The 13,918-nt window shown below is 60.6% G+C and carries 8 protein-coding genes, 1 tRNA gene and 2 pseudogenes; 3 read left to right on the forward strand and 8 right to left on the reverse strand.

What is annotated here, in order from left to right:
* Positions 1 to 373: 373 nt before the first annotated feature.
* Both rlmB and rnr read right to left on the reverse strand, forming a co-directional pair.
* A complete protein-coding gene (gene rlmB / locus CFE47_RS24280; protein ID WP_003188074.1) occupies positions 374 to 1,135 on the reverse strand; it encodes a 23S rRNA (guanosine(2251)-2'-O)-methyltransferase RlmB in 762 nt (253 codons plus the stop codon).
* Positions 1,132 to 3,762 carry a ribonuclease R gene (gene rnr, locus CFE47_RS24285; protein ID WP_185705102.1) on the reverse strand — a complete coding sequence of 877 codons (2,631 nt, stop codon included), beginning with the start codon at positions 3,760 to 3,762 and terminating at the stop codon, positions 1,132 to 1,134. The genes rlmB and rnr overlap by 4 nt, the downstream gene beginning before the upstream one ends.
* Before the next feature lie 224 nt (positions 3,763 to 3,986).
* Between rnr and CFE47_RS24290 the strand changes: the two genes are divergently transcribed.
* From CFE47_RS24290 to CFE47_RS24300, 3 genes are all read left to right on the forward strand, one after another.
* Positions 3,987 to 4,073: transfer RNA gene (locus CFE47_RS24290), tRNA-Leu, on the forward strand.
* 145 nt (positions 4,074 to 4,218) lie between these two features.
* Complete coding sequence (locus CFE47_RS24295) at positions 4,219 to 5,244, forward strand: iron ABC transporter substrate-binding protein (protein WP_185705101.1); 1,026 nt, start codon at positions 4,219 to 4,221, stop codon at positions 5,242 to 5,244.
* Complete coding sequence (locus CFE47_RS24300; protein ID WP_286840979.1) at positions 5,244 to 6,809, forward strand: ABC transporter permease; 1,566 nt, start codon at positions 5,244 to 5,246, stop codon at positions 6,807 to 6,809. Before CFE47_RS24295 ends, CFE47_RS24300 begins: the two co-directional genes overlap by 1 nt.
* Before the next feature lie 91 nt (positions 6,810 to 6,900).
* Here CFE47_RS24300 and CFE47_RS31860 read toward each other — a convergent pair.
* The 6 genes and pseudogenes from CFE47_RS31860 to hflK form a co-directional block, all read right to left on the reverse strand.
* Positions 6,901 to 7,416 (reverse strand): annotated as a pseudogene (locus tag CFE47_RS31860) (methyl-accepting chemotaxis protein); the annotation flags it as partial.
* A gap of 390 nt (positions 7,417 to 7,806) precedes the next feature.
* Positions 7,807 to 8,862: pseudogene (locus CFE47_RS31865) on the reverse strand (methyl-accepting chemotaxis protein); the annotation flags it as partial.
* Between the two features lie 112 nt (positions 8,863 to 8,974).
* Positions 8,975 to 10,264: an adenylosuccinate synthase gene (locus tag CFE47_RS24310; RefSeq protein WP_010213605.1), complete on the reverse strand. Its 1,290-nt coding sequence runs from the start codon at positions 10,262 to 10,264 to the stop codon at positions 8,975 to 8,977.
* Between the two features lie 54 nt (positions 10,265 to 10,318).
* Positions 10,319 to 11,506: an ATP phosphoribosyltransferase regulatory subunit gene (locus tag CFE47_RS24315; RefSeq protein WP_185705095.1), complete on the reverse strand. Its 1,188-nt coding sequence runs from the start codon at positions 11,504 to 11,506 to the stop codon at positions 10,319 to 10,321.
* 293 nt (positions 11,507 to 11,799) lie between these two features.
* Entirely contained in the window at positions 11,800 to 12,666 is an 867-nt protein-coding gene (gene hflC, locus CFE47_RS24320; RefSeq protein WP_065900122.1) for a protease modulator HflC, read from the reverse strand.
* Positions 12,666 to 13,841, reverse strand: a complete 1,176-nt coding sequence (gene hflK / locus CFE47_RS24325; RefSeq protein WP_185705093.1) for an FtsH protease activity modulator HflK — start codon at positions 13,839 to 13,841, stop codon at positions 12,666 to 12,668. Before hflK ends, hflC begins: the two co-directional genes overlap by 1 nt.
* Between the last annotated feature and the right edge of the window lie 77 nt (positions 13,842 to 13,918).

The raw sequence follows: 13,918 nt of genomic DNA on the forward strand, positions 1-13,918 counted from the left end.
CCGGGTGGACCAAAAAGATGATTTCGTAATGACGCATGAATGCTCCTTACGGGTTGTAGCCTGCCGCTCAAAAACGGTCAGACAAGGAGTGAATGACACTTATGGATCTTGCCGCAGGGAGGCACATCAGTGCCTGCCAGGAAGGCAAGGGGCGCAATTGTAGAGAAGGGGGAGGATGCGTGCAAGGTGATTGGTGATTATTTGAGCAATCACCCAAACACCACAAGCAACTGTGGGAGCTGGACTTCTGTGGGAGCTGGCTTGCCTGCGATGCAGACACCTCGGTCTTTCAGTAATACGGAGGTGATGCTATCGCAGGCAAGCCAGCTCCCACACAAGCCCGCTCCCACATTTTGACCTGCGCCAGACGTTGTTACTTCTTCGGCTTGGCCTTGGCCTTTGCGCCACGCTGACGCTGGGCCTCAAACAGGCACACGCCAGTGGCAACCGACACGTTCAAGCTGCTGACGCTACCGGCCATCGGCAAATGCACCAGGTAATCGCAATGCTCACGGGTCAGGCGACGCATGCCCTTGCCCTCAGCACCCATGATCAGAATGGTCGGGCCGGTGAGGTCCTGGTCATAAATGCTGACCTCGGCCTCCCCCGCCGTGCCCACGACCCACAGGCCGCGCTGCTGGAGTTTCTCCAGGGTGCGCGCCAGGTTGGTCACGGCCACCAGCGGAATCACTTCCGCCGCGCCGCAGGCGACTTTACGCACCACGGGCGTCAAGGTAGCCGACTTGTCTTTAGGCACGATCACCGCCAGCGCGCCGGCAGCATCCGCCGAACGCAGGCAGGCGCCAAGGTTGTGCGGGTCGGTCACGCCGTCGAGTACCAGCAGCAACGGCGCGCCCTCAGTACGGTCGAGCAGCTCGTCAAGCATTGCCTCGCCCCAGACCTGGCTCGGACTTACGTCCGCCACCACGCCCTGGTGAACGCCTTCAACCCATACGTCCATTTCACGACGCTCGGCTTGGCCGATGGCAACCTTGTTTTGGGTGGCCAGCTCAACCAGCGCTTGTACACGCGGCTCGCTGCGACCTTCTGCCAACCACACCTGCTTGACGCGTTTAGGGTGGTGACGCAGCAGTGCTTCTACGGCGTGCACGCCGTAGATTTTTTCCAGACTCATGACTTGGCCTTAGGTTTGCGCGACCCGCCGCTTTTCGCGGGAGCCGAACCCGCTTTTGGCGGGCCTTTACGGTGTTTACTTGGCTTGCTCGACGGTTTTTCCGCCCCGTGGGACTTTCCCCCAGACGCCGCTTTACCACCGCTTTTGGCTTCGTTAAGCAGCTGCTGCTTCAACTCACGACTCTTGCGCAGCTCGGCGTTTTTCGCCGCGGCGTCGCTTGGGCGGTAGGCTTCGGGGGCCTTGTCCTTGGCAGACGAGCGACGACCCGCCTTGGCTGGCTCGGGCTCAGCCGCTTTCGCGGGAGCGCCCTTGCCTTTGCTGGCAGGTGCAGTCGGCGTGCTGCCACGCTTCTTACGGTTGCCCGGCGATTCAGCAGGCTTATCGGACATACCGAAATCGATCTTGCGCTCGTCGAGGTCGACGCGCATGACCTGCACTTCCACGGTGTCGCCCAAACGGAAGCTGCGGCCGGTGCGCTCGCCCGCCAAGCGGTGATGCACAGGGTCGAAGTGGTAGTAGTCACCCGGCAAGGCGGTGACGTGCACCAGGCCTTCGACGTAGATATCGGTCAGCTCGACAAACAGGCCAAAACCAGTCACCGCGGTGATCACACCAGGGAACGACTCGCCGACGCGATCCTTCATGAACTCGCACTTGAGCCAGTTCACCACGTCGCGGGTGGCCTCGTCGGCACGGCGCTCGCTCATGGAGCACTGTTCGCCCAGCTGTTCCAGGGCCGCTTCGTCGTACGGATAGATCCGCGCCTTCGGAATGGTCATGGCACCGGCGCGCTTGACGTGCGGGGTGTTCTGCTTGGAATGAATCACGCTGCGGATCGCCCGGTGCGTGAGCAGGTCCGGGTAACGGCGAATTGGCGAGGTGAAGTGGGTGTACGCCTCGTAATTCAGGCCGAAGTGGCCCTGGTTGTCGGCGCTGTACACCGCTTGGCTCAGAGAGCGCAGCATGACGGTCTGGATCACGTGGTAATCCGGACGGTCCTTGATGCTCGCCAGCAATGCCTGGTAGTCCTTCGGCGTCGGGCCGTCCTTGCCTTTGTGCAGGGACAGGCCCAACTCGCCGAGGAACGCGCGCAGCTTCTCCAGACGCTCCGGCGGCGGGCCGTCGTGCACCCGGTACAACGCGGGAATTTCGTGCTTTTTCAGGAATTCAGCGGTGGCCACGTTGGCCGCCAGCATGCATTCCTCGATCAGCTTGTGTGCATCGTTACGCGTGGTTGGGGTGATTGCGGCGATCTTGCGCTCGGAACCGAAGACGATCCGGGTTTCCTGAGTTTCAAAATCGATCGCGCCACGGGTGTGACGTGCGCCCAGCAACACCTTGTACAGCGAGTAAAGCTGCTTGAGGTGCGGCACCACGCCAGCGTATTCAGTACGCAGGGCCTTGGCTTCGCTGGTCTTCGGCGTTTCCAGGATGGTGCTGACCTTGTTGTAGGTCAGACGCGCCTGGGAGTGGATCACCGCTTCGTAGAACTGGTAGTCGGTCATTTCGCCGGTTTTCGAGATGGTCATCTCGCACACCATGGCCAAACGGTCGACTTTCGGGTTCAGGGAGCACAGGCCGTTGGACAGCTGCTCAGGCAGCATCGGGATCACGCGCTCAGGGAAGTACACCGAGTTGCCGCGCACCTGGGCTTCGTTGTCCAGGGCCGAACCGATCTTCACGTAGCTGGACACGTCGGCAATCGCGACGAATAACTTCCAGCCGCCGGAGAACAGGCGCAACTTGCCAGGCTTGGCTTCGCAGTAGACCGCATCGTCGAAATCGCGTGCATCTTCACCGTCAATGGTGACGAACGGCAGATGGCGCAGGTCGATGCGTTTTTCTTTGTCTTTCTCTTCCACTTCCGGCTTGAGCTTACCGGCTTCCTTGAGCACAGCCTCAGGCCAGACGTGAGGAATATCGTAGGTGCGCAGTGCAACGTCGATTTCCATGCCTGGCGCCATGTAGTTGCCGACCACTTCGACGATGTCGCCTTGTGGCTGGAAACGCGCGGTTGGCCAGTGGGTGATCTTCACTTCGACAAACTGACCGACCTTGGCAGCACCATTGCGGCCCGGGGTGATCAGCACTTCTTGCTGGACCTTCGGGTTATCCGGCACAACAAAGCCGATGCCGCCTTCTTCGAAGTAACGACCGACGATGGACTCGTGAGCACGGGAAACGACTTCGACGATCACGCCTTCACGGCGACCACGACGGTCGAGGCCAGAGACACGCGCCAGGGCACGGTCGCCATCGAACACCAGGCGCATTTGCGCCGGGCTCATGAACAGGTCGTCGCTGCCGTCGTCCGGGATCAGGAAACCGAAGCCGTCACGGTGACCGGCGATGCGGCCCAGGATCAGGTCAAGTTTATCCACAGGCGCGTAGGTGCCACGGCGGGTGTAGATCAGTTGAGCGTCGCGCTCCATGGCACGCAGACGGCGGCGCAGGGCTTCGAGCTGGTCTTCGGTGGTCAGACCGAATTCTTCAACCAGCTGCTCACGGCTAGCAGGCGAACCCCGATCGGCGAGATGCGCCAGGATCAGTTCACGGCTAGGAATAGGGTTTTCATATTTTTCCGCTTCACGAGCGGCCTCGGGATCGAGGGACTGCCAATCGGCCATTAGAGAGTTTTCACCTTGTCTATATGCGGGTTAGTTTGGCATACGCGTATTGAAACGGGAAATTTCAGACGTCAACAAGCCTTTAAAAGCCCTTTGCAGCCCCCGATGAACACCTTGCACGACCATTGGCGAAATTTTCCAGGATTTTTTCATGGCGGGGGTTTACAGCCCAACATGCCCTCCGTATAGTGCGCGCCATCGACGACAGCAACGTTGTTGATGTTGCCCAGGTGGTGAAATTGGTAGACACGCCAGCTTCAGGTGCTGGTGATCGCAAGGTCGTGGAAGTTCGAGTCTTCTCCTGGGCACCAAATTCAGATCAAACCCGCGAAAGCGGGTTTTTTCGTTTCCCGGGTTTAAAAACTTCCCCATCGATTTCCCCCCTCGTCCGCACCTGAGAAACTTTATCGTTTATCCTTGCAATGATTTGTTGCACTCAAGTGAGGAAAACCCCGGATGATGATCCGCGATACCCGTCTCAAGACATCCCTTCTGCGTGGCTTGACCATCACCCTGCTTGGCCTGACCCTGCTCTCGCCCGCCGCTTATTCCGCCGACAAGATCTCCCTGACCTTGTACAACGGCCAACACAAAGAAGTCGGCGACGAACTCGCCAAAGCCTTCGAAGCCAAGACCGGCATCCACGTCAACGTACGCAAAGGCAGCAGCAACCAGCTCGCGAGCCAAGTCGTGGAAGAAGGTGACCGCTCCCCGGCCGACGTGATCTACACCGAAGAATCGCCGCCGCTGAACAAACTCGGCGAACAAGGCCTGCTGGCCAAGATCGACGCCAGCACCCTAGACGTACTGCCCAAGGATTATGTCGGCAGCAACGGCGACTGGATGGGCGTGACCGCCCGCACCCGCGTCGTAGCCTTCAACCCGAAATTGATCGCCGAGAAAGACCTGCCCAAGTCGGTACTCGATTTCGCCAACCCTGAGTGGCAAGGCAAGGTCGGCTTCGTGCCCACCAGCGGCGCATTCCAAGAGCAGGCCGTGGCGATCATCAAGCTGCATGGCCGTGAAGCTGCCGAAGAATGGCTGACCGGCCTGCGCGCATTCGGCAAGGTGTACAGCAACAACATGGTCGCCCTCAAAGCCGTCGAGAATGGTGAAGTAGCCACGGTGCTGGTGAACAACTACTACTGGTTCGCCCTGAAGAAAGAAAAAACCAACCTGGACTCCCAGCTGCATTACTTCACCGACGGCGATGTCGGCGGCCTGATCACCGTGTCTTCGGCTGCCGCACTCAAATCCAGCAAGCACCCGAAAGAAGCTCAGCAACTGCTGGCGTTCATGGCCAGCGAAGAAGGCCAACGCGTGATCACCAATACCTCGGCTGAATACCCACTGCGCAAAGGCATGGAGTCCAACCGTGGCCTTAAGCCGTTCAGCGAGCTGCAACCACCGAAAGTCACCCCCGCCGACCTGGGCAACGCCGAAGAAGCCCTGGACCTGGAACGTGACGTTGGCTTGAACTGATGAACCCATCGCTACCCGCCCCCGCCCTGCGCGGGGGTTTCAGCCCGAGGCGCAAACGGCCTTCGATCTGGCTGCTGCTTCCCGTCCTTTTCCTGGTGGGCTTGAGCCTGCTGCCATTGGCGTATGTCGGCACTAAAGCCTGGCAAGCGGGCTGGGCCGAAGCGGTGCACCTGCTATGGCGGCCTTACGTGTTCGGGCTGCTGCGCAACACGTTGGCGTTGATGGTCGGCGTAACAGTGGCGTGCGGCGTGATCGGCCTGTCGCTGGCCTGGCTGCTGGAACGCAGCAATCTGCCAGGGCGTCGCATTTGGGGCGTGATCCTCTGCCTGCCGTTTGCGGTACCTGCGTTCGTGAGTAGCTTTACCTGGGTCTCGCTGAGCGCTAATTTCGAAGGGCTCGGCGGGGCGATACTGGTGATGAGCCTATCGAAGTACCCATTGGTGTTTTTGCCGGTGGCGGCAACCCTGCGCAATCTCGACCCCTCACTTGAAGAGTCGGCCCGCACGCTGGGCCTGAATCGCTGGGGTGTATTTTTCCGCATCACCTTGCCGCTTTTATGGCCGTCGCTGCTGGCCGGAGCACTGCTGATTGCACTTCATATGCTGGTGGAATTCGGCGCATTGTCGATCATCGGCCTGCAGACGTTTACTACGGCGATCTATCAACAATTCGAACTGGAGTTCAGTAACGCGAATGCCGCGATGCTTTCGGCGGTGCTGCTGGTGATGTGCTTGACCCTGTTATGGCTGGAGCTGCGCGCACGCGGCAAAGGTCGACACGTACGCATCGGCCAGGGCGCGGCGCGGCATGCCGAGCAGGTTCGCCTGGGCAAGTGGACCACGCTCGGCCAGGTGTATTGCCTGGTATTGGCGATCATCGGCAGCGGGATTCCGCTGGGGATGCTCGGCTATTGGCTGGCAGTGGGCTCGTCGGCAGCATTCCCGGTGGCCGAGATTGGTGAGGCGCTGCTGTCTTCCCTGGCGCTGTCCTTGGGCGGCGCAGCGCTGTGCCTGGTACTGGCGGTGCCGGTTGGCCTGCTGGTCGTGCGCTACAAGGGCCAGTTGGCGATCTGGGCCGAACGCCTGCCTTACCTGCTGCACGCCCTGCCCGGCTTGGTGATTGCGCTGACCTTGGTGTATTTCGCACTGCATTACGTACCAGCGCTGTACCAGACCTCCGCCTTGTTGCTGATCGCTTATGCATTGCTATTTTTGCCGCTGGCCCAGGCACCGATCCGCACGGCGCTGAACAAGGCGGCACCGCAACTGGAAGAAGCTGCGCGTACGCTGGGCGCGTCGTCTTTCAGCGCGTTTTGCCGAGTCACGTTGCCGATTATCTTCCCGGCATTGGGGGCGGCGTTTGCGCTGGTGTTCCTGGATGCGATGAAGGAGTTGACGGCGACGTTGCTGCTCAGCCCGACGGGGTTGAACACCTTGGCGACGGCGGTGTGGGCGCACACCTCGAATGTGGAGTTCGCGGCGGCGGCGCCTTATGCGACGTTGTTGATTTTGGTGTCGGGGTTGCCGGTTTATCTGCTTACGACTCGGATGTATCTGAGTCGCTGAGACCGCTATCGCAGGCAAGCCAGCTCCCACATTGGAATGCATTCCAAATGTGGGAGCTGGCTTGCCTGCGATAAGGCCAGATCAGGCAACCTCAGGCCCTGAACTGCCCCAAGCTCGCCTTCAACTGCGCCGCCAACCCATCCAACACCTTGCCACTGGCCGTCGTCTCCACAACAGCCTGCGCCGCCCGCTCGGCCTGGGCATGAATAACCTCGACCCGGCCACGCACCGCATGCGCACCCTGCGCCTGATGCTCAGCAGCGCGAGTCGCCAAACCAATTGCCGCGTGCACCTGCTCAACCGAGGCCTGCACCGTCTGCTGCAAGCGCACACTGTCGCGCAGCACTAGCAAACCTTCATTGGCCTGTCGCCCGGCCTTGCCAATGGTTTCCACGGCTTCACGCGCGCCCTGCTGCAACGCCACGATATGCGCCTGGATATCACCGGTGGAGCTTTGGGTTTTGCTGGCCAGGGCGCGCACCTCATCCGCCACCACCGCAAAACCTCGCCCGGTTTCACCTGCACGCGCCGCCTCGATGGCGGCGTTCAGCGCGAGCAAGTTGGTTTGCTCGGCAATGCCGTGGATGACCGTCAGCACCACCTCAATCTGCTCGCTTTGCTGGGCCAACCGCTCGATGACCTTGGAACCCGCCTGCACCTGCCCCGCCAACGCCTCGATCAAGCCACCGACTTCCGCCGAGGTGCGCGAGTTCTCATCAGTGGCCTGGCGAATATCCACCACCTGCTGCAACGCGGCCTGCATGGCGTGGCTTTCGGCTTGAGCCTCGTCAGCCATCTGCGACAGCGCGCGCAAGCTCTCGGCGACCTCGTCGCGCTGCAAGCCTGCCGCTGCATCGGCGCCAGCGTTGCGCAAGGTCATCGCGCCGATTTCCACGCCAGTGCGCTGGGCCACATCGCCCGCCTCACGCACGATGGGCTGCAACTTATCCACAAAGCGATTGACCGCCGAGGCCATGTCGCCGATTTCGTCCTTGCTGTTGATCTGCACGCGCTTGGTGAGGTCACCCTCGCCCGCTGCCAGGTCATCCATGGCTGCAATCAGCAACTTCAGGCGATTGACCACGCGGCGACTCAGCACGATAGCGATCAGCAGCAATACGCCAAACCCGACGACAGCGAGCCCCATGCCGATACGCCAACGCAGCGTGCCGGCGGCTTCCTGTACGGCGCTGGTGGTATTGGCGGTCATCTGGGTCGCTGTCGCTTGGGCCGACTGCAGGCGCGCGCCCATGGCTGTCGCGCTGTCTGCGGCGGCGCCCTTGAGGCTGTCGCCGACCAACTGATCACTGCTGGCGATAAGTGCCGCAAAACGCTTGTCCAACTCGACCAGGTCGGCCTCTACCGAGGCCGTCGACACCCCCATGATCACTTTGCCGATTTCCACGCCATTGGGGCTGATGGACGCTTCGACGTAGTACACCGACGGATCGTTCTTGGCCGCGTTCAAGACTTTGTCCAGGGCGCGGTCGCCCTGGCCTTTTTCCAACAGGGCCTTGTTGATCGGATTTTCGCGGTTCAGGTAGCGGGTCAAATGCTCGCCCGCCGCATCGTCATAGACCACGAACAACACATTGGGATTGCGCTGTGCGCGCCGGGCAAACTCCGACAGCGTCGGCACGTCACTGTCCCACATGGCACGCGGCGCCACTGAGGCCAGCAGTTGAGCCATGTCATTGGCGGAATCTTTCAGGTCTTTTTCCAGGGTTGCACGCAGCTGCTTCTGCTCGTCCTGCAAACGGGTAGAGAGCCCCGCTGTCAAACGTTGACGGGTGCTGGTGGAAAGACTATCCAGGCTCGACGTGACTTCCTTGCCAGCTTGCGCCAACTCGCCAGACAGCTTCTGGCTATCAACGCCCAGGCGATTGCCCAAATCAGCCTCCAATGCAGTCACTGTGCTCCGGGTCAGAGCGACCGCAACCAACACCTGCACCAAAAGGGCGATACCTAGGGTAACGAACACCGGCCGCAACAGACGGCTTTGTAACAATGAGAGAACGGCAGACATCGGGAATCCCTCCACCACGGGTGCCATTAATTTGATAGCACCGCGAAAGAGAGAACCCAAGCAAGGGGCGTGCCGCTTGGCAGGCAGAAACGACAAAGGGCTCCCGAAGGCGCCCTTTGCTTTTTACATCAACAGCTTATTAAGCGAACGGGTGCCGCAAAACGATGGTTTCGTTGCGGTCCGGACCTGTCGAAATAATGTCGATCGGCGCGCCGATCAGTTCTTCAACACGCTTGATGTAGGCACGAGCGTTAGCTGGCAGTTCTTCCAGGGTCTTGGCACCCACGGTCGATTCAGTCCAGCCCGGCACTTCTTCGTACACAGGCTGCAGGCCTACGTAGCTGTCCGCGTCAGTCGGAGCGACGTCCTTACCTTCTGCATCTTTGTAGCCGATGCAGATATTGATGGTTTCCAGGCCGTCGAGTACGTCCAGCTTGGTCAGGCAGATGCCCGAAATGCTGTTCACATCGATAGCGCGACGCAGGATAACGGCGTCGAACCAGCCGCAACGACGCGCACGGCCGGTGGTTGCGCCGAACTCGTGACCTTGCTTGGCCAGGTGTGCACCGACTTCGTCGAACAGTTCAGTCGGGAATGGACCCGAACCTACACGAGTGGTGTAGGCCTTGGTGATGCCCAGGATGTAGTCCAGGAACATCGGGCCAACGCCCGAACCCGTCGCAACGCCGCCAGCGGTGGTGTTGGAGCTGGTCACGTACGGGTAGGTACCGTGGTCGATGTCCAGCAGGGAGCCTTGGGCGCCCTCGAACATGATGTCCTTGCCAGCGCGACGCAGGTCGTGCAGCTCGGCCGTCACGTCCAGCATCAGCGGCTTGAGCAGCTCAGCGTATTCCTTGCACTCGGCCAGGGTCTTTTCAAACTCGATGGCTGGCTCTTTGTAGTAACCCACCAGCATGAAGTTGTGGTAATCCACCAATTCACGCAGCTTGTCTTCAAAGCGCGGCATGTTGAGCAGGTCGCCCACACGCAGGCCACGGCGTGCAACCTTGTCTTCGTAGGCCGGGCCGATGCCGCGACCGGTTGTGCCGATCTTCAGCTCGCCACGGGCCTTTTCACGGGCCTGGTCCAGCGCAACGTGGAAGGACAGGATCAGCGGGCAGGATGGGCTGATACGCAGGCGCTCACGCACCGGTACGCCTTTCTCTTCCAGCTTGGTGATCTCGCGCAGCAGGGCGTCAGGTGCAACCACCACGCCGTTGCCGATCAGGCACTGCACGCCTTCGCGCAGTACGCCCGACGGGATCAGGTGCAAGACGGTTTTTTCGCCATCGATGACCAGGGTGTGGCCAGCGTTGTGGCCACCTTGGTAGCGCACTACGGCAGCGGCATGTTCGGTCAGCAGATCAACGATCTTGCCTTTGCCCTCATCACCCCATTGGGTGCCCAGGACTACGACATTCTTACCCATAACACTTGTCCTCATTCGCGCAAACTTGGTGCCGGCGATGGCCGGCAGGAAAACTCAAGAAGCCAGTGGCGATACTTGCCAAAGCCCGTTCTGCAGAATCAATTGCTGGTCGCAGTCCGCTTCACGGGCGGCGGCCAATGGCTGTCCAGGCAAGGCCTGGACGACACGCTGACCCTCACTGCGCAACTGGCAAACCTGCTGCCAGAGTGCTGCGTCCGTACTGTCGGGCATCCAGATGCCACCAGACGGCAGCTCGACCTCAGCACGCCCCAGGGTCACCAGGGTTTTCAAATCGGTGGAAAAACCGGTGGCCGGACGCGCACGACCGAAGTCGGCGCCGATGTCGTCGTAACGACCACCTTGGGCGATGGCTTGGCCAACACCCGGTACAAACACGGCGAACACCACACCCGTGTGGTAGTGGTACCCGCGCAATTCACCCAGGTCAAAATACAGCGGCAACTGCGGGAACCGCGCCGACAACTGCTCGGCAATCGCCAGCACGTCGTCCAATGCAGCCAGAACCGGGGCCGGGGCATTCGCCAGGCGCTCACGCGCAGCCACAAGCACTTCACGGCCGCCGCACAGGTTCACCAGCGCACGCAGCATGCCGGCGAGGTCCGCAGGCACGCCTTCGGTCAGGGCGATGACTTCGTCGATGGCCTTACGCTGCAGGGCATCGAACAACTGTTGCTCCACTTCACCGGACAAACCGGCCGCACGGGCCAGGCCACGGTAGATACCCACGTGGCCCAGGTCCATGTGCACATCCGGCACATCAGCCAATTGCAGCATGGCCAACATCAAGCTGATCACTTCAACGTCACTGCTCGGGCTGGCATCGCCGTACAACTCGGCGCCCAACTGGATCGGGCTACGGGAAGACGACAACGCGCGCGGCTGTGCATGCAGCACGCTGCCGGCGTAGCAAAGGCGGCTCGGGCCTTCGCGACGCAAGGTGTGCGCATCGATGCGCGCCACTTGCGGCGTGATATCAGCACGGAAACCCATTTGCCGGCCCGATTGCGGGTCGATGACCTTGAAGGTGCGCAGATCCAGGTCCTGGCCCGCGCCGGTCAGCAGGGATTCCAGGTACTCGATATGGGGGGTCACGACAAACTCGTAACCCCAGCTCTGGAACAGATCCAACACCTGGCGGCGCGCTACTTCAATGCGCGCAGCTTCTGGTGGCAGTACTTCTTCGATGCCATCTGGCAGCAGCCAGCGGTCTACCGTTGCCATTACGCCATTCCCCTTTGATCCGGGCGGCCAGCCCTCGGCCGAGCCTTGAGTGAAGCAGAAAATGCCCGCCCCCTGCATAAACCACGCGCAAGAGCGACGTGACGAACGGCCTGCTAGCGGCCTCGTCGGGCACATTCCTCGAAAAACCTGTCACGCCTGCCGAATCAAACATGCAGACGCAAAAAAGCCGGGAATTTCCCGGCTGCCGCATCATACACCCGTTTTCTGAAAGGATCACCCCGCCAGGCGTTTTAGCCGCCCGACGGAGTGCGTCCTACAGAGTCACAGGCTGATTACTTGGACTTTTCCAGGTAGCGGAAGAAGTCGCTGCTTGGGTCCAACACCATGACGTCGGTTTTGTTCGCGAAGCTTTCACGGTAGGCACGCAGGCTACGGTAGAACGCGTAGAACTCCTGGTCCTGGCCATAAGCCTTGGCGTAGATCGCCGCAGCCTGGGCATCACCATCACCACGGGCCTCTTCAGACTCGCGATAGGCTTCTGCCAGCAGTACACGACGCTGACGGTCGGCATCCGCACGGATCCCCTCAGCCAGTTCGTTACCCTTGGCGCGGTGCTCACGAGCCTCACGCTCACGCTCGGTGCTCATACGTTCGAACACGCTGCGGTTCACTTCCTTCGGCAGGTCGATGGCCTTGACCCGAACATCGATCACTTCGATGCCCAGCTCTTTTTCGGCCATGGCGTTCAACGAACGCGTGATGTCAGCCATCAGCGCGTCACGCTCGCCAGAGACCACCTCGTGCAGGGTGCGCTTACCAAACTGGTCACGCAGGCCCGATTCCAGACGGCGCGACAAACGCTCGTCGGCAATCTGCTTGAGGCCGGAAGTCGCGGTGTAGAAACGCTCGGCATCCTTGACGCGCCACTTGGCGTAGGCGTCAACCATCACGGCTTTCTTTTCCAGGGTCAGGAAGCGCTGTGTCGGTGCATCCAGAGTCATCAGGCGGCCGTCGAACTTGCGCACCTGGTTGACGTAGGGGACTTTCACATGCAAACCCGGCTGGACATCCGCCTGGACCACACGACCGAATTGCAGCAACACCGCGCGCTCGGTCTGAGACACGATGTAGAAGCAGTTCCAGGCAGCGATGACCACGACGACACCCACAATCAGGGCTGTCAGCGATTTATTGCTCATCAACGACTCTCCCTGGTACGTGTTTGCTGTTGCAGCAAGTCAGCGGCCGCACGTGCGCTCGCTTCATTGGCAGCGGCATTCGAACTGGTCGACGGCGCGCTGGTGCTGCTACGACCACCTTCGATCATCTTGTCCAGCGGCAGGTACAGCAGGTTGTTCTGCCCACCTTTGCTGCCGGTCACGAGAACCTTGCTGGTGTTGCTGAAGACTTCCTGCATGGTGTCCAGGTACAGACGCTCACGGGTAACTTCAGGTGCCTTGCGGTACTCGGCAACCAGTTTGGTAAAGCGGTCCGCCTCACCCTTGGCGCGGGAGACCACTTCGTCACGATAACCGTTGGCATCCTCAAGGATACGCTGGGCCTGACCACGGGCTTCCGGCACAACACCGTTGGCGTAGGTTTCAGCCTGGTTACGCGAACGCTGCTCGTCTTCACGGGCGCGGATCACGTCATCGAAGGCTTCCTGTACTTCGCGCGGTGCAGCTGCGCTCTGTACGTTGACCTGGGTCACGGTGATACCGGTGCGATAAGTGTCGAGGAACCGTTGCAGGCGTTCCTTGATTTCGCTGGCCATCAACTCACGACCTTCAGTCAGCACCTGGTCCATGGCGGTAGAACCCACCACGTGGCGCAGGGCGCTTTCGGTTGCGTGTTGCAGGCTGATTTCCGGCTGATCAACGTTCAGCACGAAGTCCTGCAGGTTGCTGATCTTGTACTGCACGGTCAGCGGCACTTCGACGATGTTCTCGTCTTCGGTCAGCATCTGGCCCTGCTTGGTGTAGGCACGCTCACGCGTGACGTTTTCCATGTACTTCTTGTCGATCGGCGGGAAGTAGATATTCAGGCCCGGGCCGACAGTCTCGTAGTACTTGCCGAAGCGCAGCACCACGGCTTGCTCCTGCTCGTCCACCACGTATACGGCGCTGTACAGCCAGACCGCCGCCAGTACCACAAGACCAAGGCCCAGCAGGCCATAGCCGCCGCCCTTGCTTGTGCGACCGCCGTCGTCACCACCACGTTTTTTTCCACCACCGAACAACCCATTCAGGCTTTCCTGCAGCTTTCGGAAGGCCTCGTCGAGATCTGGTGGCCCCTTGCGGTCGCCATTATTGCGGCGTTTACCACCCCAAGGATCCTGATTATTCGAGTTGCCACCCGGCTCATTCCAAGCCATAGCGCTCTCCATCTGATAAAGCAAAGACGCACCCACGGCGCGCCGACCAATGCTACAGAATGCCTGCTACTGCGGCA

Source organism: Pseudomonas sp. PGPPP1, from assembly GCF_002255865.1.
GTDB classification, from domain to species: domain Bacteria; phylum Pseudomonadota; class Gammaproteobacteria; order Pseudomonadales; family Pseudomonadaceae; genus Aquipseudomonas; species Aquipseudomonas cremoris.